The sequence below is a fragment of the Litoreibacter halocynthiae genome (assembly GCF_004365635.1).
Taxonomy (GTDB): domain Bacteria; phylum Pseudomonadota; class Alphaproteobacteria; order Rhodobacterales; family Rhodobacteraceae; genus Litoreibacter; species Litoreibacter halocynthiae.
This window is the reverse complement of record NZ_SOBH01000001.1, coordinates 487,478-513,705: the sequence shown is the minus strand read 5'-3', so window position 1 is coordinate 513,705 and position 26,228 is coordinate 487,478. Positions and strand designations below refer to the sequence as shown.

General features: G+C 60.7%; 25 protein-coding genes. 14 read left to right on the top strand and 11 right to left on the bottom strand.

What is annotated here, in order from left to right; genetic code table 11:
• Window positions 1-108 precede the first annotated feature (108 nt).
• Window positions 109-1,017 (top strand): alpha/beta hydrolase fold domain-containing protein, encoded by a 909-nt coding sequence (locus BDE40_RS02565; RefSeq protein ID WP_134012560.1) that lies wholly within the window; start codon window positions 109-111, stop codon window positions 1,015-1,017.
• A gap of 76 nt (window positions 1,018-1,093) precedes the next feature.
• Window positions 1,094-1,384 carry an SCP2 sterol-binding domain-containing protein gene (locus tag BDE40_RS02560; RefSeq protein WP_134012559.1) on the top strand — a complete coding sequence of 97 codons (291 nt, stop codon included), beginning with the start codon at window positions 1,094-1,096 and terminating at the stop codon, window positions 1,382-1,384.
• 2 nt (window positions 1,385-1,386) lie between these two features.
• Here BDE40_RS02560 and BDE40_RS02555 read toward each other — a convergent pair whose 3' ends face one another.
• The 4 genes from BDE40_RS02555 to BDE40_RS02540 all read right to left on the bottom strand — a co-directional run bounded on the left by BDE40_RS02555 (window position 1,387) and on the right by BDE40_RS02540 (window position 5,099).
• Window positions 1,387-2,163, bottom strand: a complete 777-nt coding sequence (locus BDE40_RS02555) for a gamma-glutamyl-gamma-aminobutyrate hydrolase family protein (protein ID WP_134012557.1) — start codon at window positions 2,161-2,163, stop codon at window positions 1,387-1,389.
• Window positions 2,164-2,412: 249 nt separating this feature from the next.
• A complete protein-coding gene (locus tag BDE40_RS02550) occupies window positions 2,413-4,569 on the bottom strand; it encodes a malate synthase G (RefSeq protein WP_134012555.1) in 2,157 nt (718 codons plus the stop codon).
• Between the two features lie 107 nt (window positions 4,570-4,676).
• Entirely contained in the window at window positions 4,677-4,820 is a 144-nt protein-coding gene (locus tag BDE40_RS02545; RefSeq protein ID WP_134012553.1) for a DUF2256 domain-containing protein, read from the bottom strand.
• Window positions 4,821-4,895: 75 nt separating this feature from the next.
• Entirely contained in the window at window positions 4,896-5,099 is a 204-nt protein-coding gene (locus BDE40_RS02540) for a hypothetical protein (protein WP_134012551.1), read from the bottom strand.
• Window positions 5,100-5,213: 114 nt separating this feature from the next.
• Here BDE40_RS02540 and pepN point away from each other — a divergent pair, with 114 nt between their 5' ends.
• The 4 genes from pepN (at window position 5,214) to BDE40_RS02520 (ending at window position 9,986) form a co-directional block, all read left to right on the top strand.
• Complete coding sequence (gene pepN / locus BDE40_RS02535) at window positions 5,214-7,766, top strand: aminopeptidase N (RefSeq protein WP_134012549.1); 2,553 nt, start codon at window positions 5,214-5,216, stop codon at window positions 7,764-7,766.
• A gap of 62 nt (window positions 7,767-7,828) precedes the next feature.
• Entirely contained in the window at window positions 7,829-8,356 is a 528-nt protein-coding gene (locus tag BDE40_RS02530) for a hypothetical protein (RefSeq protein WP_246030335.1), read from the top strand.
• Between the two features lie 127 nt (window positions 8,357-8,483).
• A complete protein-coding gene (parA, locus tag BDE40_RS02525; protein ID WP_134012547.1) occupies window positions 8,484-9,116 on the top strand; it encodes a ParA family partition ATPase in 633 nt (210 codons plus the stop codon).
• A gap of 114 nt (window positions 9,117-9,230) precedes the next feature.
• Window positions 9,231-9,986: an SDR family oxidoreductase gene (locus BDE40_RS02520; RefSeq protein ID WP_134012545.1), complete on the top strand. Its 756-nt coding sequence runs from the start codon at window positions 9,231-9,233 to the stop codon at window positions 9,984-9,986.
• Window positions 9,987-9,999: 13 nt separating this feature from the next.
• Here the strand turns inward: BDE40_RS02520 and BDE40_RS02515 are convergent, their stop codons facing one another.
• On the bottom strand, window positions 10,000-10,647 hold the full coding sequence (locus tag BDE40_RS02515) for a transglycosylase SLT domain-containing protein (RefSeq protein WP_246030334.1): 648 nt from the start codon (window positions 10,645-10,647) through the stop codon (window positions 10,000-10,002).
• Window positions 10,648-11,007: 360 nt separating this feature from the next.
• Between BDE40_RS02515 and gatB the strand changes: the two genes are divergently transcribed.
• Entirely contained in the window at window positions 11,008-12,522 is a 1,515-nt protein-coding gene (gatB, locus tag BDE40_RS02510; RefSeq protein ID WP_134012541.1) for an Asp-tRNA(Asn)/Glu-tRNA(Gln) amidotransferase subunit GatB, read from the top strand.
• A gap of 111 nt (window positions 12,523-12,633) precedes the next feature.
• Here the strand turns inward: gatB and BDE40_RS02505 are convergent, their stop codons facing one another.
• Window positions 12,634-12,945 (bottom strand): cupredoxin domain-containing protein, encoded by a 312-nt coding sequence (locus tag BDE40_RS02505; RefSeq protein WP_134012539.1) that lies wholly within the window; start codon window positions 12,943-12,945, stop codon window positions 12,634-12,636.
• Between the two features lie 653 nt (window positions 12,946-13,598).
• On the opposite strand from BDE40_RS02505, the gene BDE40_RS02500 reads away from it, so the two are divergent.
• Window positions 13,599-13,856: a CBU_0592 family membrane protein gene (locus tag BDE40_RS02500; RefSeq protein ID WP_134012537.1), complete on the top strand. Its 258-nt coding sequence runs from the start codon at window positions 13,599-13,601 to the stop codon at window positions 13,854-13,856.
• 73 nt (window positions 13,857-13,929) lie between these two features.
• Window positions 13,930-14,364, top strand: a complete 435-nt coding sequence (locus BDE40_RS02495; protein WP_134012535.1) for a DUF4177 domain-containing protein — start codon at window positions 13,930-13,932, stop codon at window positions 14,362-14,364.
• A 12-nt stretch (window positions 14,365-14,376) separates the two neighbouring features.
• Here the strand turns inward: BDE40_RS02495 and BDE40_RS02490 are convergent, their stop codons facing one another.
• A complete protein-coding gene (locus tag BDE40_RS02490; protein ID WP_134012533.1) occupies window positions 14,377-14,634 on the bottom strand; it encodes a BolA family protein in 258 nt (85 codons plus the stop codon).
• Between the two features lie 74 nt (window positions 14,635-14,708).
• Here BDE40_RS02490 and BDE40_RS02485 point away from each other — a divergent pair, with 74 nt between their 5' ends.
• From BDE40_RS02485 to BDE40_RS02465, 5 genes are all read left to right on the top strand, one after another.
• Window positions 14,709-15,347, top strand: a complete 639-nt coding sequence (locus tag BDE40_RS02485; protein ID WP_134012531.1) for a J domain-containing protein — start codon at window positions 14,709-14,711, stop codon at window positions 15,345-15,347.
• A gap of 110 nt (window positions 15,348-15,457) precedes the next feature.
• Window positions 15,458-16,444 carry a cobaltochelatase subunit CobS gene (cobS, locus tag BDE40_RS02480; protein WP_134012529.1) on the top strand — a complete coding sequence of 329 codons (987 nt, stop codon included), beginning with the start codon at window positions 15,458-15,460 and terminating at the stop codon, window positions 16,442-16,444.
• On the top strand, window positions 16,437-18,314 hold the full coding sequence (gene cobT / locus BDE40_RS02475; RefSeq protein WP_134012527.1) for a cobaltochelatase subunit CobT: 1,878 nt from the start codon (window positions 16,437-16,439) through the stop codon (window positions 18,312-18,314). Before cobS ends, cobT begins: the two co-directional genes overlap by 8 nt.
• A 159-nt stretch (window positions 18,315-18,473) precedes the next feature.
• Complete coding sequence (locus BDE40_RS02470; RefSeq protein WP_134012525.1) at window positions 18,474-20,258, top strand: aminopeptidase P family protein; 1,785 nt, start codon at window positions 18,474-18,476, stop codon at window positions 20,256-20,258.
• Between the two features lie 81 nt (window positions 20,259-20,339).
• The gene (locus tag BDE40_RS02465; protein ID WP_134012523.1) at window positions 20,340-20,681 is read left to right on the top strand and encodes a DUF427 domain-containing protein; all 342 of its coding nucleotides are present in this window, start codon (window positions 20,340-20,342) and stop codon (window positions 20,679-20,681) included.
• Between the two features lie 61 nt (window positions 20,682-20,742).
• Here BDE40_RS02465 and BDE40_RS02460 read toward each other — a convergent pair whose 3' ends face one another.
• The 4 genes from BDE40_RS02460 to lpxC form a co-directional block, all read right to left on the bottom strand.
• Entirely contained in the window at window positions 20,743-22,449 is a 1,707-nt protein-coding gene (locus BDE40_RS02460) for a chloride channel protein (RefSeq protein ID WP_134012521.1), read from the bottom strand.
• Window positions 22,450-22,515: 66 nt separating this feature from the next.
• A complete protein-coding gene (recN, locus tag BDE40_RS02455) occupies window positions 22,516-24,159 on the bottom strand; it encodes a DNA repair protein RecN (protein WP_134012519.1) in 1,644 nt (547 codons plus the stop codon).
• A gap of 38 nt (window positions 24,160-24,197) precedes the next feature.
• Entirely contained in the window at window positions 24,198-25,073 is an 876-nt protein-coding gene (locus BDE40_RS02450; RefSeq protein WP_073146193.1) for an outer membrane protein assembly factor BamD, read from the bottom strand.
• Between the two features lie 102 nt (window positions 25,074-25,175).
• Window positions 25,176-26,096 (bottom strand): UDP-3-O-acyl-N-acetylglucosamine deacetylase, encoded by a 921-nt coding sequence (gene lpxC, locus BDE40_RS02445; RefSeq protein ID WP_134012517.1) that lies wholly within the window; start codon window positions 26,094-26,096, stop codon window positions 25,176-25,178.
• Window positions 26,097-26,228: the final 132 nt, after the last annotated feature.

The following is a 26,228-nucleotide window of genomic DNA, read 5'->3' as shown; positions in this document are numbered from 1 at the left end:
TTCATAAGAGCGCGAAAATCCGGCGCTGGCAACCGGACCTGTCGCTGCTAGGGTGAGGTCTATGAAAATGCTGCTCTGCCCACCCGCGGTCGCGCCGGAGACCGCCACATGACCTCTTTGCCGCAAAAGCTGTTCAACGGCTTTGCCCGATATATCGAGAAACCGCTGCTGGCGCATATTGCGAACCAGACCACGCTGGCCCGCGTGCTGGACGCTCTGGCCGTCACCGGCATGCGCCCGCTGCGTGGCACCAAATGCGCCTTCTTGCAAACCCCGAATTTCCGCATCCGCCGGATGATCCCCCGCGCCGCGCAGGGCAATCTTATGCTCTATTTTCACGGCGGTGGCTTCACCGTCGGCTCGTCCTACACCCATCGCTGGCTCGCCGCCCGCATCGCCGCGGGCATCGGGGCGGAGGCGTGGTTGCCCGACTACCGCCTCGCGCCTGCGCATCCCTACCCCGCAGCCCCCGACGATTGCATCACCGCCTACAAGCTGGCCCTGACCTGTTTCCCGCCCGAGCGGATCGTGCTGGGTGGTGACAGCGCGGGCGGCACGCTGGTGCTCAACACGGTAACCCGCCTCGCGGCCCTCGGCCTGCCCCAACCCGCAGCGCTTGCATTGCTGTCGCCGCTCACCGATCTGGCGCATACCAACCCAAGCCGCACGGCGTTCCGCGACACCGACATGCTGTTGCCGCATAAATGGGTCACACGCTGCATGCCCGCCTATCTGGCGGGCCGCGACCCGAAAGACCCCGACATTTCCCCCGCCTATGCCGATCTGTCCATGGCGCCGCCGGCAGCGCTGCACGTGGCGACCGGGGAGGTGCTTTACGACGACGCCGCCCAATTGGCTGAAATCCTGCCGGATGTCGACTTTCACACATGGACCAATGTGCCCCATGTCTGGCAGCTTGCGGCAGGCTGGACCACAGAGGCCGACGCATCGATCGGGCAGCTGGCCGAAAAGCTCCGCACGCACCTGCCAGAACATCCCGTGCAGCCCGAGAATTGACGCCACGTCCCGCTTGCGCGATCCCCGATCCCGCCGCCAAAGTGACGCGAACGTCATCCTGCCGGAGCCCCCTCGCATGACCACTCATCTCGACACCCTGACCGCCCTGCTGCATGAAAAAGCCAAAGGCGCCATCAAAGGTACCGCCAAGCTGGTCATCACCGATCAAGGCTCTGTGTTGCTGACGGAAGACGGTGCCGTGCAATCAGACGCAGAGGCGGATGTGACCCTGAAGGCCAGCGAGCAGGTGTTCCGTGCCATTCTGGACGGCAGTCAAAATCCTATCACTGCGGTGATGACGGGGAAGCTGAAGGTTGATGGCAACCAGATGCGCGCCTTGAAGGTCAGCGAAATCCTGACGTCCTGACGCTAGGCCGACTTCAAAATTTGTGGCCGCTCGCCTGCGGCCCATTGCGCCGCCGCCTCCCCGAAGGCCTTGAACAACGGCCTGGAAACCGGATCTTGCGCCGCGCGGTATTCAGGGTGCCACTGCACCGACAGGCTGAACCCCGGCGCGTCCTTGATATAGATCGCTTCCGGTGTGCCGTCCGGCGCGAACCCGTCAATCACCACCCGCTCGCCCGCGGCCTTGATGCCTTGGCCATGCAGGGTGTTGGTCATCACCTCGCGCGCGCCCAGCAATTTGTGAAACGGCCCGCCTTCGGAGAAGGTCACCGCGTGGCGCAGCTCGAATTTTTCTTCCAATGTCCCGTCGGGCGGCATGCGGTGGTTCATCCGCCCCGGCAGATCGCGAATTTCAGGATATAGCGTGCCGCCCATGGCCACATTGACCTCTTGAAAGCCGCGACACACGCCAAAAATCGGCTGCCCCCGTTCGATGCAGGCCCGGATCAGCGGCAGCGCGATGCGGTCACGCGACCGGTCAAACGCGCCATGCGCCTCGGTCTCCGCCTCGCCATATTCTTCGGGATGCACATTCGGGCGACCGCCAGTGAACAAAAAGCCGTCGCAGGTATCCAGCAGGTCTTGGACCTCAATCAGCGAAGGACAGGAGGGGACAATCACCGGCACCGCGCGCGACACTTCGGCAATCGCCTGACAGTTCATGCTGCCAGCCGCATGGGCGGGATATTGATCGTTGATCAGATACGAGTTGCCAATAATACCAATGACCGGACGCACCATAAACCTTAAACTCCGCTGACTGCTCGAAGTATATCTACTCCAAGTTTCAAGGCATGAATAGCCACTCACACGCACAGCCGGCCTGCAGAAATCCAAAGCAGACTCACGAGCCCCCATCATTGCTTCACAAATACCTCGGGGTGTGGGGCAGCGCCCCACAAAAATCACGAGTGTGGGGCAGCGCCCCGCAAAAATCGGGGGTGCGGGGGCAGCGCCCCCGCGGATCGGCACGCCGCAGGCGTGGCGAAATCAGCTGGCTTTCAGCTCCAGACGCCGCGCATGCAGCACCGGCTCGGTATAGCCCGACGGCTGGACACGCCCCTTGAACACCAGATCACAGCAGGCCTGAAACGCGATCCCGTCAAAGCCCGGTGCCATCGGAGTATAGCTCGCATCGCCCGCGTTCTGTCCGTCCACCACAGCGGCCATCTTCTTCATCGCACCCATCACCGCCTCTTCCGAGACGACACCATGCAGCAACCAGTTGGCCAGCGCCTGCGAAGAAATCCGGCAAGTGGCGCGGTCTTCCATCAGGCCCACATCGTTGATGTCCGGCACCTTGGAGCAGCCCACGCCCTGATCAATCCAGCGCACCACATAGCCAAGGATGCCTTGGGCGTTGTTCTCGACCTCGCGCATAACCTGCTCGTCATTCCACATCTGGTAGGTCGCCAGCGGAATGTCGAGGATCGTCTCCACATGCGCGCGCCGCCCGCCTGCCTTCAGCTTTTCCTGCACCGCAAACACATCGACCTTGTGGTAATGCAGCGCGTGCAGGGTCGCGGCGGTCGGCGACGGCACCCATGCGCAGTTGGCACCGGCTTTGGGGTGCTCGATCTTCTGCTCCAGCATCGCGGCCATCTGGTCGGGGATCGCCCACATGCCTTTGCCAATCTGGGCGCGGCCCGACAGGCCGCATTCCAGACCGATATCGACATTGCGGTTCTCGTAGCCGCCGATCCACGCCTTGCGCTTGATGAAGTCCTTGCGCGAGAATGCCCCCGCCTCCATCGAGGTGTGGATCTCGTCGCCGGTGCGATCAAGGAAGCCGGTGTTGATGAACGCCACGCGCGATTTGGCGGCAAAGATGCACTGCTTGAGGTTGACCGACGTGCGGCGCTCCTCGTCCATGATGCCCAGTTTCACGGTGTTGGCAGGAAGCCCGAGGATGTCCTCCACGCGGGTGAAAATCTCGTCGGCGAAAGCCACCTCTTCCGGCCCGTGCATCTTCGGCTTCACCACATAGACCGACCCTTTGACGGAGTTCCGCAGACCTTCGGTCTTTTGCAAATCATGCATGGCGATCAGCGTCGTCACCATCGCATCCATCAACCCCTCGTAGACCTCGCCGCCGTCACGGTCGAGCACGGCGGGGTTGGTCATCAGGTGGCCCACATTGCGCACCAGCATCAGTGCGCGGCCCTTGACCACCAACTCGCCGCCGTCCGGCGCGGTGTAGGTCATGTCATCGCGCAGCTTGCGGGTGATGGTCTTGCCGCCCTTCTCCACGCTTTCCTGCAAGTCACCCTGCATCAAGCCCAGCCAGTTGGAATAGGCCTGCACCTTGTCCTCGGCATCCACACAGGCCACGGAATCTTCGCAATCCATAATAGCCGACATAGCGCTTTCCAGCCGCACATCGGCAAGGCCCGCCTGATCATGCTTGCCGATGAAATGCGAACGGTCAAAAACCAGCTCCACATGCAACCCGTGGTTGCACAGCAGCACCGCGTCGGGGTTGCCCGCATCGCCCTTGTAGCCGACGAATTTCGACGGGTCCGCCAGCGGTTTGCCATCGGCCATCAACGCGCCGTCGCGCACTTCGTAGATTTTCACGTCAGCGTGGCTGGTGCCTTCCAGCGGGAAGGCCTCATCCAGAAACACCCGAACACGGGCCACCACACGAGAGCCGCGGCCCTTGTCGTAGCCACCTTTCGGCGGCAGCGTTCCCATGGCGTCCGTGCCGTAGAACCCGTCATAGAGGCTGCCCCAGCGGGCATTGGCGGCGTTCAGCGCGTAGCGGGCGTTGGTGATCGGCACCACCAGTTGCGGACCGGGCACCGAGGCGATCTCGGGATCGACATTCGCGGTGTCGATCTGGAACTCTCCGCCCTCGGGCAGCAGATACCCGATCTTGCTCAGGAACGCCTTATAGGCCGCGTGGTCATGCGGCTGGTCGCGGTTGGCGATGTGCCACGCGTCAATCTGCGTTTGCAGCGACTCGCGTTTGTCCAGCAGCGCTGCGTTTTTGGGCCCCAGCTCATGCGCCAGTTCAGAGAATCCTTTCCAGAAATCATCCGCCGCAACGCCTGTGCCGGGCAGTGCTTTGGTTTCCACGAAGTCGGCCAGAAGGCTGTCTACCTGCAAACCGTGCTTATCTTGACGCGTGGCGGAGGTCTTGGTCATCTCGGGGTCCCTTTCGATGGGCGGGGGCGTGTCTGAATACAATCGTATGCTGTCTAGAAAAAAAGTTTCCGATAGGCAACACGCTTGGGTGCAAACACCCGCCGGTTTCAGTCCTTGGCGTTGCGGCACCGCTCGGAGCAATAGCGCACCTCGTCCCAGACCTGCGCCCATTTCTTGCGCCACGCGAACGGCTTGCCGCATGTCGCGCAAATCTTCGTAGGCAGGTCTGATTTCTTTCGCATTCTAGCCATATCCCACACCGTGGCAGCAAAAAACCGGCCTGCCAATGGCAGACCGGTCCCGCGTTGCGTCGATAGCCGAGGGGACTATTCGGTCGCAACCACGGAAGCGTCTCCGGTGCGCCCGTCGATTTGAACCTCGGCACCCTGCGGCTCGCCGCCCTGGTACACGGTCCAGCCGATCAACGCGGCAAGCAGAACACCCGCAAAGACAAGGACGCCCGCGATGCCGGTCAGCGGCCCTTTGTGCTGGCGCTGCTGCTTCTCCAGATTTGTATTTGGTGAGGACATTGTCGCTCTCCTTCCAATATGGCTATCGGGCGCGCAATCCGGTTGCGTGGCCCGCTTCACAAACCTAACGTGCCAGCGCGACATAAGTTCCCTGATTTGTCGAACGGAGCCCCCATGAAAGACGCCAGCCCTGCCAACGCCCCTTTGGAAATCTTCCTCAGCGACTACACCCCACCTGCCTATCTGGTCGACACGGTCGAGCTGGTGTTCAAGCTACACCCCACCGCCACGCGGGTGATCTCGAAGATCGCGTTTCGACCCAATCCAGATGCGACGGACCGGACGTTTTACCTGCATGGCGAGCAGCTTAAACTGATTTCCGCTACCATCGACGGCACCGACGCGAACGCCAAGGTTACCGACCTAGGCCTGACCGCGCAGGCTCCAAACGCGCCGTTTGTCTTCGAGGCGGAGGTGGAAATCAGCCCGCAGACCAACACCGCGCTGGAGGGGCTTTATATGTCGAATGGCATGTATTGCACCCAATGCGAGGCCGAGGGTTTCCGCAAGATCACCTACTATCCTGACCGCCCCGACGTGATGGGCGTCTTCACCGTGACCATCGAAGGTGACGAGGTGGTAAAGCTGTCCAACGGCAACGACCTTGGCGGCGGCAAATGGCACGACCCATGGCCCAAACCCGCCTACCTGTTCGCGCTGGTCGCAGGCGATCTGGTCAACCACCCTGACACGTTCACCACAATGTCGGGGAAAGAGGTCGAATTGAACATCTGGGTCCGTCCGGGCGACCTGAACAAATGCGCTTTCGGCATGGACGCGCTGAAACGATCCATGAAGTGGGACGAGGAGGTCTATGGCCGCGAATATGACCTCGATCTGTTCAATATCGTCGCCGTGGACGACTTCAACATGGGAGCGATGGAAAACAAGGGCTTGAACATTTTCAACTCTTCCGCCGTTCTGGCCAGCCCTGAGACCTCCACAGATGCAAATTTCGAACGTATCGAAGCAATCATCGCCCATGAGTATTTCCACAACTGGACCGGCAACCGCATCACTTGCCGCGACTGGTTCCAGCTGTGCCTGAAGGAAGGTCTGACCGTCTATCGTGACAGCCAGTTCACCGCCGACGAACGCTCCCCCGCCGTCAAGCGTATCGAGGACGTGATCGCTCTGCGCGCGCGGCAATTCCGCGAGGATAACGGACCATTGGCGCATCCGGTGCGCCCCGAGAGCTTCGTCGAGATCAACAACTTCTACACCGCCACCGTCTACGAAAAAGGCGCCGAAGTCATCGGCATGCTCAAGACCCTGATCGGGGATGACGCTTATTATAAAGGGTGCGATCTGTATTTCACCCGCCATGACGGGCAGGCCTGCACAATCGAGGACTGGCTGGCCTGTTTCGAGGAGGTCACAGGCCGCGATTTGACCCAGTTCAAGCTGTGGTATTCCCAAGCAGGCACGCCGCGCGTGGCGGTAAAAGAGGCTTGGAAAGACGGCACTTACACGCTGACCTTCACGCAGCACACGCCCCCCACACCGGGGCAGGACACTAAGGACCCCAAGGTGATCCCGATCGCCGTGGGCCTGCTGAACGACGCGGGCGAGGAGGTCCACGCGACCCGCATCTGCGAGATGACGGACGTGGTCCACGCCTTCCGCTTTACTGGCCTAGACACCATGCCGATCCCGTCGATCAATCGCGGCTTCTCCGCCCCAATCATTCTGGAGCAGGACCAAGACAACGCCACCCGCGCCTTCCTGCTGGCCCATGACACCGACCCGTTCAACAAATGGGAGGCAGGCCGTGCGCTGGCCCGCGACGTGATGATCCGCATGGTGACCGAGGACGCGACGCCGGACCAAGCCTATCTGGACGCGCTGCTCGCTGTCGCCCGAGACGACACGCTGGACCCCGCGTTCAAGGCGCTGGCCTTCTCGCTGCCGTCGGGCGACGACATCGCGCAAGCCTTGTTCGACGGCGGCATGACGCCGGACCCGACCAAGATTTACCTGACAGCCCAGACCCTGAGCCAATCCATCGCGCAGGCCATGCAAGACACCCTGCCCCGCATCTATGCGGAGATGCAGGTGGACGGCCCGTTCGATGCGGGTGCAAAGGCCGCAGGCAAACGCGCGTGGGGCAATGTGGCTTTGTCGCTGCTGTCGCGCTTGGACGGCGGCGCGCAGGCCCGCGCGCAGTTCGACAGCGCGGACAACATGACCCAGCAACTGTCCGCACTCGGGGCGTTGCTGCGCGCGGAGGTCGGTGAAGAGGCATCGAACGCCTTCTACACCCAATGGAAAGACGACCGCTTGGTCATCGACAAATGGTTCGCCATGCAGGTGGGTTACGCCAAGCTGGACGCCGCCCCCGCTGTGGCGGCAAGCCTGACCACGCATCCGGACTTTGCGCTGACCAACCCCAACCGCTTCCGCGCGGTCTTTGGCGCGCTGGCGGGCAACACGGCGGGGTTCCACTCGCCCGACGGCTCCGGCTACGCGCTGCTGGCGGACTGGCTGATCAAGCTGGACGCGATGAACCCGCAAACCGCCGCGCGTATGTCCACGGCCTTCGAGACGTGGACGCGCTATGACGCGGACCGGCAGGCAATGATGCGCGAGGCGCTGGAGCGGATGAAAGCCGCCCCGAACCTCAGTGGCGATCTGTTGGAAATGGTGACCCGAATTTTGAACGCATAGCAGTCATAGTTCAGCCAAAATCCACGCTATAACTGGCGCAAATCAATAACGGGTCGAGACCTATGCCTATTCTTATCGCCATCATCGGGGCCTTGGGCGCCGCCGCCTACTGGTACTTCCGCATGCGTGACATCGGCGTGGCCGGTCGCGATTTGGTCAATGTTGCCAACGACGTGCGCCTCGCCGCGCGCCGCTTTGGCTTCAAACGCAACGCCAATGTGCACCCCGCCGAAAGCATCGAGGACCCGAAGGTCGCCATTGGCGCGCTCGCGGTTGCCTTTCTAGAGCTCGACGACCTGCCCTCGCAAGAGGCCCGGATCGCCATGACCCGCGAATTGCAGCAAGCCACCAACGTCACCCTTGAGGACGCGGAGGAGTTGGCAATCCTTGGCCGCTGGATGATGAGCGAATGTGGCGGGCCGGAGCAAACCGTGACGCGCCTGTCCAAAAAGCTCTACAAACTGGGCGGTAGCGAGCACCTCGCGCCGCTGATGCAGGTCCTCAACGCGATTGGCACTTCTGGCAACGGCACCTTGTCGGAGCGCCAACGCAGTGCGCTCGACGATATAAAATACGCCTTCAAACTCTGATCATACCTGACACTGAGTCGCGACAGGCATACCCTAAGCGACTGAAACCGCCCACTATCAGGGACGTGCATCCCGCCGCGATCCATGACATGCTGCGCCGCAGCACAATTCACGGATGGAACACCCCATGTCAGGCTCAGTGATCACGATTGCCCAACAAAAGGGCGGCAGCGGCAAAACCACGCTAACCGCAAATCTGGCCGTGGCTTTCACCAAGCTCGGCAAGCGGGTGGCGATCATCGACACCGACCCGCAAGGCAGCCTTGGCCGCTGGTTCATGGCACGCCGCGACGTGATGGAGGATCCGGGGATGGAGTTCTCGACCGCCTCCGCGTGGGGGATCGAATACGAAATTGGCAAGATGCTCGGTGATGCCGACATCGTGCTGGTGGACACACCGCCCAAGGCCGACAGCGACCTGCGCCCTGCCCTGCGCAAGGCGGCATTAACCCTTGTGCCGGTGGCGACCAGCCATGTGGACCTGTGGGCGACCGAAGGGGTGCTGGATCTGTGCCGCCGCGAAGGCACGCCCGCGCTGATGGTGCTGAACCGCACGCGGGCTGGCACGCGGCTGGGCCGTGACATCGCCGAAGCCGCCGCGAAGATCGACGCAGGTTTGGCCACGGCGAGCCTTGCCAACAGGGTCGCCTATGCCGAAACTTTCGGGCAAGGCCGCGCCGTGCAGGACGCGGCACCGAACAATCCCGCAGCACTTGAAGTGGCCGCCTTGGCCAAAGAAGTGCTGGCGCAGCTGTCCTAACCGAAAGCATCCAGTGGTAGTCTGCCCAAAGCTTTAAACTTGCCTGCGCCGCCATAAATCCGCCAGAGTTCGGCTGTTGAACCCGTCCAACACCGCAATCAAGGAGATGCCCCAATGGCTCGCAAAACCAAAACCGTTCTGATCACTGGCGCAAGTTCCGGCATCGGGGCAGCCACTGCCGTTCTGGCCTCCAAAAGCGGCTATGACGTAGGCATACAATACAACAGCGATCTGAAGGGCGCGCAGCTGGTCGCGCAGATGTGCGAGCAGGAAGGCGCGATCACCCACATGTTTCAAGGCGATGTGTCGGTCGAGGCCGACGTGGAGCGCATCTTCGAAGAGTTCGACGCGGCCTTCCCGCAGATGGACGCGCTGGTGAACAACGCAGGCATCGTCGACAAGCCGCAGCGGGTGGAGGAAATGTCCTACGAGCGTTTGCGCCGGATGGTCGACGTCAACCTGATCGGGGCAATGATGGTGGCCCAACAGGGCGTTTTGCGCATGTCCAAAGCCTTTGGCGGCGATGGGGGCGTGATCGTCAATACCAGCTCTGCCGCGGCGCGACTGGGATCGGCGGGTCAATATGTGGACTATGCTGCGACCAAGGCCGGCATCGACATCTTTACCAAAGGCTTAAGCGACGAGGTGGCAGCGGACGGTGTGCGCGTGGTGGCGATCCGCCCCGGCCTGATCGAGACCGCGATCCACGCCAAGGGCGGCCTGCCCGACCGCTGCGACGACCTTGCTGACACCGTGCCGATGAAACGCTCCGGCGAGGCCGAGGAATGCGCCCATGCGATCTTGTTCTTGATGGGGGAAGGTGCCAGCTACATCACTGGCACAACGTTGGACATTTCGGGCGGGCGCTAAATCGACGGCGTGCCTAGTCTGTGGTCGCCAGCGGACGTGCGGCAGGCTTGATGTCGACAAGCCGCTTTTCGAGCGGCAAACGCTGGGTAATTTCGCGCGGACGCGGGATCGGCTTGGTGTCGCTCAGCAGCTTGCAGTATTTCTGCTTACGCAGCCACGACGCCATTTCATTGCGCTTGCCCGCTTTGATCATCGGGCCCCAATCAGCCGCCACGCCCCCCAAACGGCCATTGGCCTTGCGGGCCACGGCATTGTCGCGGACCACCGTGTGGGCCATGATCCGCACCGCGCAGCTGAGATTGTCGGAGCCGTTCTTCAACGCCTCCCCCGAGCCGACGCGGCATTTATAGCCGCGCGCCGTGCCGGGTAAAATCTGGGTCAGCCCGTACCAGAGGCCCCCGCCGCCCACCGCGCGGGGCTTCCATGTGCTTTCATGCTTGGCCAGCGCGCTGAGAAACCCGTTCCAGAACGCCGCGCGCTTGTCCAAACCGTTGGCTTCGTAGCTCGGACACCAGTCGGCCATGTCGCGGGGCACCATTGTTAGAAGCGGCAGGCCGTGGCCCTTCAACGCCTCCAACGTGGTGCGGGTCCACAGCCGGCCTTCGGGGCGGAAGTCCCAGCGGGCACGGGGTATGTGGTCTTTACGGGGGATAGGCCGCACGATATCGGGCGATGCAACCGTCAACGACGCGGGCACGACATTGTCGGCGCCCGAATTTGGGGTACCTTGATCCTGAGCAAATGCGGATCCTGCCGCGAAACAGGCGGCGATTATAAGTGCGTGGCAGCGCATGGCGATTATGACAATCAGAGATAAGGAACGCTGACAACAACATTGTAGGTTCCGCCCCCTAACTGTCTCCAATCTCGCAACAATCCGCTGAATTTCGCGGGACTACACACCTGTTAAGCCGATTCAGGGGCTTGGACGCGACTTCAACAAAGCAGGCCGATACGCCTTTGTCACCTTGCCCGACCCTTGGAATTTCACTAGAACGCGGACGACCTAATGGAGACCCCCATGCTTGATTTGACCTACGAGACCCCGAAGCCCAAAGTGATTGCTGGCGCCAAGCAGGATTGGGAGCTGGTGATTGGCCTTGAGGTGCACGCGCAGGTGTCCTCCAACGCCAAGCTGTTCTCGGGGGCGTCGACCAAATTCGGAGCGGAGCCGAACTCCAACGTGGCCTTTGTGGACGCAGGCATGCCCGGCATGTTGCCGGTTATCAACGAGGAATGCGTCGCCCAAGCCGTGCGCACCGGCCTTGGATTAAAAGCAAAAATTAACCTTTATTCGGCCTTCGACCGGAAGAACTATTTCTACCCTGACTTGCCGCAAGGCTACCAAATTTCGCAGCTGTACCACCCCATCGTAGGCGTCGGCGAAGTGCTGGTTGAAATGGGCTCCGGCGTTGCGCGCACCGTGCGCATCGAGCGTATCCATCTGGAGCAGGACGCGGGCAAATCCATCCACGACATGGACCCGACGATGTCTTTCGTGGACCTGAACCGCACCGGTGTCGCGCTAATGGAGATCGTCTCCATGCCCGATATCCGTGGGCCGGAAGAAGCCGCCGCCTATGTCTCCAAACTGCGCCAGATCATGCGCTATCTGGGGACATGTGACGGGAACATGCAAAACGGCTCCATGCGCGCCGATGTGAACGTGTCGATCTGTGCGCCGGGGCAATACGAGAAGTACCAAGAGAGCGGCGATTTTTCCCATCTGGGGACGCGGTGCGAGATCAAGAACATGAACTCGCTGCGGTTTATCCAACAGGCGATTGAGGTCGAGGCGAAGCGCCAGATCGCCATCGTTGAGGGTGGCGGCACGGTGAGCCAAGAGACCCGTTTGTATGATCCCGACAAGGGCGAGACGCGGTCGATGCGCTCCAAGGAAGAGGCGCATGACTACCGCTACTTCCCCGACCCCGACCTGCTGCCGTTGGAGATCGAGCAAGCTTGGGTTGACGATCTGAAAGCCCATTTGCCGGAACTGCCCGACGAAAAGCGCCTGCGCTTTATGGAGGAGTTCGGCCTGTCGGATTACGATTCAGGCGTGCTGACAGCGGATACCGCTGATGCGGCTTACTTCGAGGAAGTAGCCAAAGGTCGCGACGGCAAAATAGCCGCGAACTGGGTGATTAACGAGCTGTTTGGGCGTCTGAAAAAGGACGACGACAAGGCGATTGGGGACAGCCCCGTTTCCCCCGCCCAGCTGGGTGGCATCATCGACCTGATCGCGTCGGATGCCATCTCCGGCAAGATCGCCAAGGACCTGTTCGAGATCGTTTACTCTGAGGGTGGCGACCCCTCTGAGATCGTCGAGGCCCGCGGCATGAAGCAGGTCACGGACCTCGGCCCGATCGAGGCCGCTCTGGACGAAATCATCGCCGCCAACCCCGCGCAGGTGGAGAAGGTGAAAGAGAACCCCAAACTGGCAGGCTGGTTTGTCGGTCAGGTGATGAAGGCGACGGGTGGCAAGGCCAACCCGAAAGCGGTGAACGAGTTGGTGGCGAAGAAGCTGGCTGGGTAGCGAGTTTTAGCGCATGAAAACTAGTCATCCGACAACGATGTCGGGCGGCTGGTTTGACGGCTAATTGTATTTATCTGCAAGCCTACCCCTACCATCAAAGCCAATGCGCAGTTATTTGACCTTGATCTGACCTTTCATCTTGGGGTGGATTTTGCAGAAATAACCGAACGAACCGGACGAAGCGAAAGTAACCGTGCTTTGTGCGTTCCGCGCCAGACGACCAGTATCGAAGGCACCCTTTTTTGCTGTGGCCGTATGAGGCGCACCGTCTTTGTTGATAAAAGTTACGCGGTCGCCCGCCGCGATGGTCAGATTGGCAGGTTGAAAGGCGAATCCACTGATAGTGACAACATGGTCAGCTGCATTTGCGATGGTTGTCGAAGCCAACAGAGCGCCAGCAATAAGAATTGATCTAAAAGTCATGGCAAAGTCCTTTGATGAATTGTGCCAGCATTACGCAAGCAGCAAACCTAAAAGATGAGACGAGCGCCTCAATAGCACTATACCTGAACATCAAAGAATATTCCCAAGCCTTCAAAAAAAGTAGGACTTCGTATTTGAGGCTTTGCGCGTTCAGGTCTTTGGGTCGGCTCATTGCCCATCACTTGGTGTCCGGAGGGATCCAGTCGCAGCTTTAGCAACTTTCATTCGGAGCCATACAGGTATCCGACGCACCTCCACCCACCAACGGCTGGGATGCCGTGGCGGGGGAAAGCGTCTCGCATATTAAGTTAGCGAAATGGTGGCGTCACCGAAGTCAGACGGCCATGATCCATGCGGTTCCCCCAAAAGGTTTCCCTTCCGGCGGCCATTGTTTCGCGAAACGCAAGCAGCCCGAACGGACTGCCGCATGTTTCTGATGTCTTGAGTGCGGAGGGTGTCACCCCGCCGCGCGGTACCGAGGGCAGGATTTAGCCGCAAGGCGTTAGCAATCTGGAAAGACAGCGCGCGCAGCCCGGGGAACGTTTCATTCACACTTGTTTCACTCGCTTTCACACACGCCCTTCGTGCATGATGCTTCTACAGTAGTAACGAGTAACCTTTTTCCCCGGAGCCCCACCGTCATGGACCCAGCGATGCTGTATCAAGTTATCGGAGTATGTGGTTTCATCGCCTATATGACGGGATTTGCGGGGCTCCAACTGGGCTGGCTGGACGGCAATGGATGCGCTTATTGCGTGAGCAATATTATCGGTGCGTCCTTGGTGTTGGTCAGCCTGTATCACGCGTTCAACCTTGCCTCCGCGTTGATTCAGGTGGCTTGGATCGTCCTTGGACTGCTTGGCCTTTATCGCAGGCGGCTTGCCGTGGCGTCCGCGCACCAGTTGGGCTGACAGCGCGGCTTTCGCTGGACTCGGATGCAGGGCTTTTGTAACACAAAGCCTTCTGCTGCAGGGGGTATAAGCGATGCCAAATTTTGAATACCAAGTTGTTCCGGCGCCGCGCAAGGGCAAGTCCGCGCGTAAAATTCGTGGCTCCGAAGCCAAGTTTGCCAACACGATCAGTGAGTTGATGAACGAAATGGCGGCAGAGGGCTGGGAATACCAGCGCGCCGAGACCCTGCCCTGCGAAGAGCGTCAGGGCTTTACCGGCAAGACCATCAAATACCATTCGATGCTGATTTTCCGCCGTGAAATGTCCGCAGAAGAAGTCATCGCAGACGCGCCCGCGGCCGCGGTGGTTGCTGCGCCTGTGGTCGAAAAGGTCGTTGAGACCCCGGTCGAGAACGCCCGTCCAGAGCCGGTTCTAAGCCGCACGGAAGGACCCGCCTCCGAAGGGTTCATGAGCGAGACCGAGACCGAGACGCCGTCCGAGGATCGCAAGGGCGTCGCCGCCGAGTAAGTTTCGCGGAAATCAGCCCGAGATATCCAAAGCCAGCGCATGAATGCGCCCGATCAGTTCGGGCCCTAACGCCGCGTGCACCGCACGGTGCCGTTGCAAACGCGACATGTCGGCGAATGCAGGCGCGCGGATGGCCACGTTGAAATGGCTCTCGCCCCCCTCGCGGTATCCGCCATGCCCACGGTGACTTTCGCTGTCATCGACCACCTCTAGATGCGTCGGCGCGAAGGCTGTGCGCAGTTTGTCGTCAATCTGCTGAGTTATTCCCATATTTTTTCCAATCTGCCCTTCACCTCGCTGCTCAAAACCCTAAAGTGTCTTCTCCGAGTCTAAAAGGTTAAGTCATGGCCCGTCCTCCGTTTGATCCGTTTGAATTCGATATTTCCGCTAAAACCGACAAAGCTCGTCGCGCCAAAGGGCGTCGGGGTATGTCAGGTGCCGTGGAGACATCCCAGCGGACCTGCGAGGCACCGGACTGTCAGGAGCCCGGCAAATACCGTGCACCGAAATCGCCGGATGTGCTGGATGATTTCTATTGGTTCTGCCAAGCGCATGTCCGCGAATACAACCTGAAGTGGAATTTCTTCGAGACCCACACGCAAGAAGAGATGGAGCGCCAGATGTCCTCAGACAAGGTCTGGGAACGCCCGACCAAGCCGATGAAAAAAGGCGAGGAGCAACGCGCGTGGTCGCGCCTTGGCGTCGATGATCCGATGGCCGTGCTGGGCGAAAACGCCACCCGCAACCCGGGCCGCAACCCCAATGGCGCAGGGCGCAAGCTGCCCGCGATTGAACGCAAGGCGCTGGAGATTCTGGAAGGCACTGTTCACATGAGCAAACCCGACCTGCGCAAGAAATACAAAAGCCTGATCAAAGAGCTGCACCCCGACATGAATGGTGGCAACCGCACCGACGAGGAGCAGTTGCAGCAGGTTGTCTGGGCATGGGACCAGCTCAAAGACAGCCGCAACTTCTCGGGTTGATAAAACGCGGCGTCGGGTCGTCTGTGAATTCAGATCCGGCGCGGGCCTTCCCCTTGCCCTTCCCCGCGATATGTTGCATCCCGATGGGGTTATTCTGAGGGAACGAAAATATGGCCGACGGCAGCATGGATTTGAACGCGAAACCAACCGAGGATATCTCGGTTCGCGAAGTTTTTGGCATCGACAGCGACATGAAGGTCAAAGGCTTTGCCGACCGGACGGACCGCGTGCCGGAGCATGACAGCACCTACAAGTTCGACCGCGACACCACCCTCGCGATCCTTGCGGGCTTCACCCATAACCGCCGCGTGATGATCCAGGGCTATCACGGCACGGGCAAATCCACCCATATCGAGCAAGTCGCCTCGCGGCTGAACTGGCCATGTGTGCGGGTGAACCTCGACAGCCATATTTCGCGCATCGACCTGATCGGTAAGGACGCGATCAAGCTGAAAGACGGCGTGCAAGTGACTGAATTCCAAGAAGGCATTCTGCCTTGGGCGCTGCGCACCCCGACCGCCATCGTGTTCGACGAATACGACGCGGGCCGCGCTGACGTGATGTTTGTGATCCAGCGCGTGCTGGAAGTGGACGGCAAGCTGACGCTGCTGGATCAGAACAAAGTGATCAACCCGCACCCCTATTTCCGCCTGTTCGCCACCGCCAACACGGTCGGCCTGGGCGACACGACGGGGCTGTATCACGGCACCCAGCAGATTAACCAAGGCCAGATGGACCGTTGGTCGCTGGTCACCACGCTGAACTACCTGAGCCATGACGCGGAGGCCGCGATCGTGCTGGCCAAGAACCCGTATTACAACACCGAAGAACGCCGCAAAATCGTGGGCCAGATGGTCACCGTGGCCGACCTGACCCGCACCGCGTTCATGAATGGCGACCTGTCGACGCTGATGTCGCCACGGACCGTCATCGCATGGGCGCAAAACGCGTTGATCTTCAACGACGTGGGCTACGCCTTCCGCCTGAGTTTCCTGAACAAATGCGACGAGCTGGAGCGCGAAACCGTGGCCGAGTTCTACCAGCGCTGCTTTGACGAGGAGCTTCCGGAGAGCGCTGCGAGTGTGAGCCTTGGCTAACAACGACAACCCCGCCGACCCGTTCAAGAAGGCGCTGGCTGAGGCGACGAAGACGCTCGCCAACGATCCTGATCTGGGTGTGGCCTTTTCGGTCGACCCTCCGGGGATGACCAACGATCAGGTGCGCCTGCCACAGGTCACACGGCGGATGACGAAGGCCGAAGTGCTGCTGGCGCGCGGCACGGCGGATGCATTCGCGCTGCGCCGCCGCTTCCACAACGACACCACAGCCAACCGCTATCTGCCGCAAGGCAACATGGCGCGGGAACTTTACGACGCGATGGAAACCGCCCGCTGCGAGGCGATGGGCGCACGCACCATGCCCGGCACCGCAGGCAATATCGACGCCAAAATCGGCGCAGAGGCGGAACGCAAGGGCTACGGGCAAATCACCGAAGCCGGCCAGGCGCCGCTGTCTGTCGCGGCGGGCTATCTGATCCGCCACTTGGCAACAGGGCGCGAGTTACCAGCAGATGCCGCCAACGTGATGAACCTGTGGAAGGACTTCATCGAAGGCGCCGCAGGCGGGACGCTGGAAAACCTGCAAGACGTTCTGTCCGATCAGACCAGTTTTGCCAAATTTGCACGCCAGATCATCGACGATCTGGGCTATGGCGACCAGCTGGGCGACGATCCTGACGACATCAACGAGGATCAGGAAGACGAAGCCTCCGAGGACCAGCAGGAGCAGGACGAGAACGACGACGCGAACCCCGATAAGGAGGACAACTCCGAGGATCAGGACGCGTCGGCCGAGCAGTCGCAAGAGCAGCAGGACGACGCCTCTCAGGCGACGGTGCAACTTGACGACATGGCCGATGCCGAAATGGGCGACGAGGCGGAACTGCCCGAGGGCGAGGCCCCGATGGACCCGCCGCCCCCCGCGCCGCATTCCGACGCGGACCCGAATTACACGGTCTATGCCACAGAACATGACGAGGAAATCCGCGCCGAGGAGCTGGCAGAACCCGCCGAGCTGGAACGCCTGCGCGCCTATCTCGACCAGCAGCTGGAGCCTTTGAAAGGCGCAGTGTCGCGGCTCGCCAACAAGCTGCAACGCCGCTTGCAGGCGCAGCAAAACCGCTCGTGGGAGTTCGATCTGGAGGAAGGCATCCTTGATGCAGGCCGCCTCGCCCGTGTGGTCGCCAACCCGACGACGCCGCTCAGCTTCAAGCAGGAAAAGGATATGGAGTTCCGTGACACCTGCGTGACCCTGCTCATTGACAATTCCGGCTCGATGCGCGGCCGCCCGATCTCCATCGCGGCGATCTGCGCCGACGTGCTGGCCCGCACGCTGGAGCGCTGCCAGGTGAAGACCGAAATCCTCGGCTTCACCACCCGCGCGTGGAAAGGCGGCCTTAGCCGCGAAGGCTGGCTGGCCGATGGACGCCCGCAGCAACCGGGCCGCTTGAACGATCTGCGCCACATTATCTACAAATCCGCCGACGCCCCGTGGCGCCGGTCGCGCGACAATCTGGGCCTGATGATGAAAGAGGGCTTGCTGAAAGAGAACATCGACGGCGAGGCGCTGGAATGGGCGCATAAGCGCATGATCGGCCGCCCCGAGGCGCGCAAAATCCTGATGGTGATCTCCGACGGCGCGCCTGTCGACGATTCAACTTTGTCGGTTAACCCCGCGAATTATCTGGAAAAACACCTGCGCGACGTGATCGCCATGGTGGAAAAACGCAAAGCGGTGGAGCTGATCGCGGTCGGTATCGGCCATGACGTGACCCGCTATTATGAACGCGCGGTGACGATTACCGATGTCGAACAACTGGCTGGTGCGATGACCGAACAGCTGGCTGCGCTGTTTGACAGCGACCCGCGCGCCCGCGCACGTGTCATGGGCATCAAACGCGCCAGCTAATCCCCTATCATTGCTTTAAAAATACCTCGGAGGGGTCCGGGGAGGCAGCGCCTCCCCGGCGTGGCGACGCGCCAAAGGCGCGGCGCAAACCCTTGCTTTCCACTTGCACCAAGCCCCGTTTCCCAACACCCTCTTTCCAAACCAAATCGAAAGCTTCCCATGTTCCAACGCTTTGACGATACCACCTCCCCCGACCAAGGCCCTCCGCGCTTGAAAGCTTTGCGGGAAATCATGGAAAAGGACGGCTATGACGCTTTCATCGTTCCCCGCGTCGATGTGCATCAGGGCGAATACGTCTCCGAGCGCGACGCGCGGCTCTCATGGCTCACGGGCTTCACCGGCTCCGCCGGTTTCTGCGTGGTTCTGCGCGACAAGGCCGGGATATTCGTCGACGGGCGCTACCGCGTTCAGGTTAAAAATCAGGTGGATACGACCCTTTTCACCCCCGTCGATTGGCCAGAACATCAGCTTGGCCCATGGTTGGCCGACAATCTAGAAGCGCATGCTCAAGTGGTATACGACCCGTGGCTGCATAGCATAGCTGACATCGAGCAGCTTGACGCAACTATGGCCAAAGCGGGCATCACATTGGTCGCAACCGACAATCTAATTGACGAGGTTTGGCACGACCAACCTGCCCCGCCGCAGGGCAAGATCGAATTCCAACCGATTGAATTGTCCGGTGAAAAATGCGGCGATAAACGCGCACGGATCGCCAAGGTTTTGAAGGAGCAGGGGCAAAGAGCCGCCGTTCTGACCCTGCCAGATTCCATTTGCTGGCTGCTGAATATTCGCGGCACTGACATCCCGCGCAATCCCGTGGTCCATGCCTTCGCGCTGCTACATGACACTGGCAAGGTGGATCTGTTCGTTGACCCCGCCAAAACTGATCACCTGCCGCCAGACCCCCACATCACACAACATCCGCCGGAAGCCTTTGAACACGCTTTGGGCGCGTTGGAAGGTCCTGTGCGTGTAGACAAATCCACAGCGCCCATGGCGGTCAAATGGGTTCTCGAGGCTGAGGGCGAGCAGATCGAAATCGTTTACGCAGACGACCCGTGCATTCTGCCCAAGGCCTGCAAGAACCCCACGGAAATCGAAGGCGCTCGGACCGCCCATATCCGTGACGCCCATGCGATGGTGAATTTTCTGGCATGGCTGGACGAGCAACAGCCGGGCTTGACGGAAATCGACGTCGTGACCGCGTTGGAAAGTTTCCGTGCCGAGACCAACGCGCTGCGCGACATCAGCTTCGAGACGATTGCCGGGGCTGGGCCGAACGGGGCCATTGTGCATTACCGCTGCACCAAAAGCACCAACCGCGCGCTCCAAGACGGAGAGCTTCTGCTGGTCGACAGTGGCGGGCAATATGTGGACGGCACCACCGACATCACCCGCACGGTGGTCATGGGCAGCCCAACACGGGAGCAACAAGAGTGCTACACGCTGGTGTTGCAAGGCATGATCGCCCTGTCGATGGCACGGTTTCCGCGCGGGTTGGCCGGGCGCGATATTGACGCGCTGGCCCGCGCGCCCTTATGGCGGCACGGGTTGGACTATGACCACGGCACAGGCCACGGCGTCGGCTCTTATCTGAGCGTCCATGAGGGTCCGGCCCGCATCAGCCGCCTCTCGGATGTCGCACTTCAACCCGGCATGATCCTGTCGAACGAGCCTGGCTATTACCGCGAAGGAGCCTTTGGCATCCGCATCGAGAATCTGATCGTCGTGCAAGAGGCACCCCAGATCGGCGACAAGCGCGACCAGTTGAGCTTCGAGACCCTGACATGGGTGCCGCTGGATCGCCGTCTGATCGCGGTGGATATGCTGTCACCGCCCGAGCGGGATTGGATTGACGGGTATCACGCGACAATTGCTGAAAAACTAAGCGTTCAGGGCAAGGCCCGCGACTGGTTGGAGGTTGCGACACAGCCGCTGTAACGTCACGGCTTTCCAAAGCGCCATGAACATGCAATGTTCCGCGATCAGCAGATAATGACCGTTCACAGAGGGGCTTTCAACATGGCCAACCAGATCAAATTGCGTAATGCACCCGGTAAATACTCCATCCGCGCAGCAGGAGCCGTGCTGGGTGAAAGCAGCAATGTGATTGAACTGTCAGAGGGTGATCTGACTCCGGTCCTCTATGTGCCGCGTGCCGATCTGGCTATGGCGTTTTTCGACAAGACAGACACCAGCAGCCACTGCCCGCATAAGGGCGACGCCACCTATTATACGCTGGAAGCCAAAAGCGGCCCGATCCCTGATGCGGCATGGTCCTATGAGGCCCCGAAAGCAGGGCTTGAAGACATCGCGGGGCATTTGGCGTTCTACACAGACAAGGTCACCGTCGAAGAGGTCTAGGCGCGCCGGACTTTCGCGGAAAGTCTGGACCCATATCCTCGGCGAGGATTTGGCGGCGGCGTCAGGAATGCTCCTCGGCCGATGTGGCGGCCAAGGCGCGGTTATATTGCTTTAACGCATCCATCTGAAACAGAGCGCCCAGAATTGTGGGCGGCTTGCCTTCTTCGCCCATCGTGGCGACGGGGATGAAGACATCATTGTTGCGCTCGAAAAGCGGCATGGCGTCTTCCAGCGTCGCGTTGGGGTCGATGTAGATGCCTTGCTCGATCATTGCCCAAATATCGTCTTCGGCGGCTGCGTGCAGATGATCCTCGTCGCGCATGACGTTGCGCACCCGAAACATCGACAGCAAGTAAGCTTGAGGCCCTGCGGCCAAGTGGACATCGCGCCGCTCCAGCTGCGTGAGGAAGAACGACCTATCGACCAGACGGCTGGCCAAGGCCGTCGACAATGATACCGCGACCATCACGGCGAGGCCCGTTTGCCAATCCCCCGTCAGCTCGAATACGATCAGAGTTGTCGATATCGGCGCACCCAGCACCGCCGCGGCGACCGCGCCCATACCGGCCAGCGCATAGAGCGTCTCGGAGCCGGACACGTTCGGGAACACGCTTGTCGCGATCCCGCCGAATGCCAGCCCCGTCAACGCCCCGACCATCAGTGACGGCGAGAACACCCCGCCCCCCATCCGGCCCGCCATGGTGATAGCCACGGCGGCCACTTTGAGGATCGTAAAGATGATCGCCTCGAACAGCAGCAACTCGCCGGTGAGCGCGGCGGAGGTGGTGCCATAGCCCACACCGATGATATGCGGGAACCAGATCGCCATCACGCCCAACAGCCCACCGGCACAGGCGGGGCGCAACCAACGGGGCATTTTGGTGAGAGTTTGGACATGGTTGCCCACGTCCTCGGCCCAGAAAATCGCCCGCATCAGTGCGACGGCGACAAGGCCACACACAAGGCCCAGCATCAGGAAGGCGGGCAGCTCAACATAGAAATCGAGGGTGGTGTTCACCGGAAGAATGAATTCGGTCACATCGCCAAAGGCCAGACGATTGATCACCGTACCCGCGACCGAGGCGATAACGATGGGCGCAAATGCGTGCACGGCGAAGTGGCGCAAGACCACCTCTAGCGCAAACAGCGCACCCGCGATGGGCGCGTTGAACGAGGCGGAAACGGCGGCGGCAACGGCACAGCCCAGCAAGTCGCGGCCGGTGATGCCATTGGCCTTGATCAGCCCGCAGACCCAGCTTGAAATAACGGCGGCAAGGTGGACAACCGGCCCCTCCCGACCGGTCGAGCCCCCCGTACTCAGCGTGATGATCGACGCGGCGGCGGAGGCCAGCCCTGCGCGCTTTTCCACCCGCCCGTCATAGAGCGCCGATCCTTCGATCACGTCGGCCACGGTGCGAACCCGCCCGTCATCGGTGAATAGATGCAGTATCCAGCCCGTCAACAACCCGCCCAGAATGGGGATCAGGACGATCCAGTACCAATCCACATCGGTGACGAATTCCTGCAAGGCGCGGACGTCTTTGGAGTTGTAAACCACGCCCTGGATGATCGAAATGCCCTTGCGAAACAGCAGGGCAGCTAGGCCCGCCGCGATCCCGACAAGCAGGGCGATGAACCAGAATTGCAGCTGAGAAGGGCCTCTGTGGCGCAGAACATGGAATGCGCGGCGCAGCTCGCTGAGGCCGGTCGTGACTTGGTCGCGGAGAAAGCCGCGATCTTCGTCGTTTTGTGGTGGTTGCTCGGCCATAAATCCCCGACGCCTCGCGCTGCGTTCATTCCGTCTTAGGACAATGGATGGAGAGGGTCTAGGGCGCTAGACTTTCAACAAGGATCGTGCGGCGTCCTTGGCGGCATCGGTCACGGTGTCCCCCGACACCATGCGGGCAATCTCGTTGATGCGGGCGGCCTCGTCGAGCGGGATGACGGTGGAGAAAGTCTGCTCGTCGCGCACCTGCTTTTCAACGCGCCAGTGATGCCCACCCAATGCAGCCACTTGCGGTGAGTGGGTGACGACCAGCACTTGTGCGCCATCTGCCAGCGATTTCAGGCGGCGGCCTACGGCGTCGGCCGTCGCGCCACCGACGCCACGGTCAATCTCGTCAAAAATCATGGTGACACCTTCGGCGGTGCCGGACAGGCAGACCTTAAGGGCCAGCAGGAAGCGCGACAGCTCGCCGCCGGAGGCGATTTTGTTAAGCGGGCCGGAGGGTGCACCGGGGTTGGTGGCGACAGTGAAGGACACATCGTCTTGGCCTTCCGGCCCAGCAGTTTCGGGGGTGACGTCGGTTTTGAACACCGCGCGCTCCATCTTTAGCGGGGCGAGTTCCGCCCCCATCGCCTTGTCCAGCTTGGCGGCGGCGGATTGGCGGGCTTTGGTGACGCGGTCGGCTTCTTCCTGATAGGTCGCAGTCGCATCGTCTAGCGCTTTGCGCAGGTCCGCCAGCTCCACCGCGCCCCCGTCGAGCGCGGCAAGGCGGATGCGCAGACCTGCGGCGAACTCTGCCAGATCATCGGCCAACACGTCATGTTTGCGGGCAAGGCCGCGCAGGGCGAAGAGCTGCTCCTCGACCTGCTCCAACTCCATCGGATCGAATTGCAAGCGCTCCAGCACGGCTTCGACCACTTGCTGGGCGTCGCTAAGCTCATTGACCGTGCGCTCCAACGCAGACAGCGCGCTGTCCAGTTGGCCTTCCGCCTGATCGGCTACGCCGTCGAGCCAGCGGGCGGCGTCGTTGACCAGTCCCTCCGCCCCGTTTAGGCCAAGCCCTTGCAATGCCTTGGCAATATCGTCGCGGATACGCTCGCCCGCCTGCATCTGGCGGCGTTTTACGTCAAGTTCGGCCTCTTGGCCCGGCTGCGGGTCAATGGCGTCCAGCTCGGCCACCGCGTGGCGCAGGAATTCTTCCTCGGCGCGGATCTCGTCCAGCGCTTTCTGGGCGCGCTTCAACTCGCGTTTGGCGGCGGTGAGCGCCTGCCAGCGTGTGCCAAGTTTGGACAGGTCCAGACCCGCGAAACTGTCGAGCATTTCGCGGTGGGCCTTGGGGTTCAGGATACCGCGGTCGTCGTGCTGACCGTGTAATTCGACCAGCGTTTCGGACAAGCTGCGGAGCAATTCGCCAGATGTCCGGCGGTCGTTGATATAGGCTTGCTTGCGCCCGTCAGGATAGTTGGTGCGGCGTAGAATCAATTCGCCGTCATGCTCGAACCCTGCGTCTTCCAACACGACCCAAGCGGCATGGCCCGACGGCAAATCGAACTGCGCAGTCACTTCGCCCTTCTCGGCCCCTGCCCGCACCAGCTCCGCGCGACCGCGCCAGCCAAGGACAAACCCGAGTGAATCCAATAGGATAGACTTACCCGCACCGGTCTCGCCGGTGAGCACGTTGAGACCGGGCTGGAACTCTAGCTCCAGCCGGTCGATGATCAACATGTCGCGAATTTCAAGCGTGCGCAGCATCTACACCACCTGTGGGGCGAGGATGACCCCGCCGCCCGTTACAACCACTTGCCGCGGATTACCTGACGATAGATGTCCTGCAACCAGCCTTTGCCCGCCGCCTCCGGCTCCAGACCACGCCCTTGGAGCAGGTTGTAGCTGTCCTGATAGAAGCCCGTGGACTGGAAGTTGTGGCCCAGAATGGCCCCAGCGGTTTGCGCTTCGTCGGTCAGACCCAGCGACAGGTAGGATTCCACCAGACGGTGCAGCGCCTCTGCGGTGTGGGTTGTGGTTTGGAACTCCTCGACCACCACGCGGAAGCGGTTGATGGCAGACGCATAATGGCCGCGCTTGAGGTAATAGCGCCCGATTTCCATTTCCTTGGAAGCCAGATGGTCAAATGCCAGGTCGAACTTCAAAATCGAGGATTTGGCGTATTCGCTTTCGGGGTAGCGCTCGATCACCGTGCGCAGGGCTTGCAAGGCTTGGAACGTCAAACCTTGGTCGCGGCCCACTTGGTCAATTTGGTCGTAATAGCTGATCGCCAGCAGATATTGCGCATAGGCGGCATCTTCGTCGGCGGGATAAAAGTCGAGAAAGCGTTGGGCGCTGGCGCGGGAGTTTTCGTAGTCACGGTCTGCGTGGTACGAGAAGGCTTGCATGATCAGCGCGCGCTTGGCCCATTCGGAATAGGGGTACAAACGCTCCACCTCGCCAAAAAGGCGCACGGCTTCGTCAATATCGCCGTCTTCCAGCTGGAATTCGGCGCGCTTGTAGATTTCTTCGGGTCCGAAGGTCTCGAGTGGCGCTTCTGCCTTGGAGCCCCAAAAGTTAGCCAAAAATCCGTCTCCGCCGCGATTACCGCATGCAGATAGGCTTGATGCCAGCGCGAGCGCTGTGACTGTTCTTAGGATAATCCCGCTGCGCCCTGTCATTGACCGCCAACCTCATTGCTTGACCGTCCCGGTATCCGGTTCACGGCCTCTTTGGGCTGGTCTAACACATCTCTTTGCAGGGCAAAACGCCTTTATGATGGTTTAGGCAACCAGTGCCAGATCGGCCTTACGTACGCCAACACCGGGCAGACGTGCCGCCTGCTCGGGCGTGCAAGGCACAAAACGGTAGGATGACGGGTTGGCAAACAGCTTGCGCAGCAGTTTGTTGGTCATCGCGTGACCCGCTCTCACACCTGTATAACGGCCCAAAATCGGCGCGCCGGCCAAGGCCAGATCGCCCAAAGCGTCCAGCATTTTATGGCGAACAGCCTCGTCCACGTGGCGCAGGCCACCCGGGCTGAGAACGTCGTCTCCATCCACAACCACGGCATTGTGATATGTGCCACCAAGGGCCAAGCCGTTGTCATGCATCATGTCGATATCTGCTTTGCGGCAGAATGTGCGGCTATCGGACAGCTCGCGCACGAATGTACCGTTGCGCATATCCAACGCCATGTGCTGGCGACCGATTGCAGCATCGGGGAATTCAATGTGGAAGTCGATTTCGAGACCGCCCGCAGGGGTCAACATCGCCATAGCGCCGTTTTCCTCAACCATCACAGGGGAGAGGACTTCGATCGCATAAAGCCGCGCCGCTTGCTTGCGCGCGCCCACTTCGACGATGGCCCGAACGAAATCAGCGGAGCAGCCGTCCATGATTGGAACTTCGGGACCGTCCAGCTCGATCAGTGCGTTGTGGATGCCGCAGCCTGCCAGCGCTGCCATGATATGTTCGACGGTGGATACGCCCACGCCATCATCATTGGTCAATTCGCTGCAAAGAGGTTTAGCGCCCACGGCGGAATAGATCGCACGCACCATGTTGTCTGCATCCGACACGTCGGTGCGTTTGAACCAGATGCCAAAACGGGCAGCCGCAGGATGCACATCCATGCGAACCGGCTTGCCGGAATGAAGGCCCACGCCCTCAAAGCTGATCGTCTGTGTCAAAGTGGCTTGCACGCAAGGCCCCCGATAAAGCCGTTACTTGGGCTTCGTTGTTTCTGCTCAATCCATCAAGACGCATTGGTCTGTCCGGGTTGAGTGTAAAATATGGGGTTGGAGGGCGTGTCACAACTCACTCTTTATGACCGT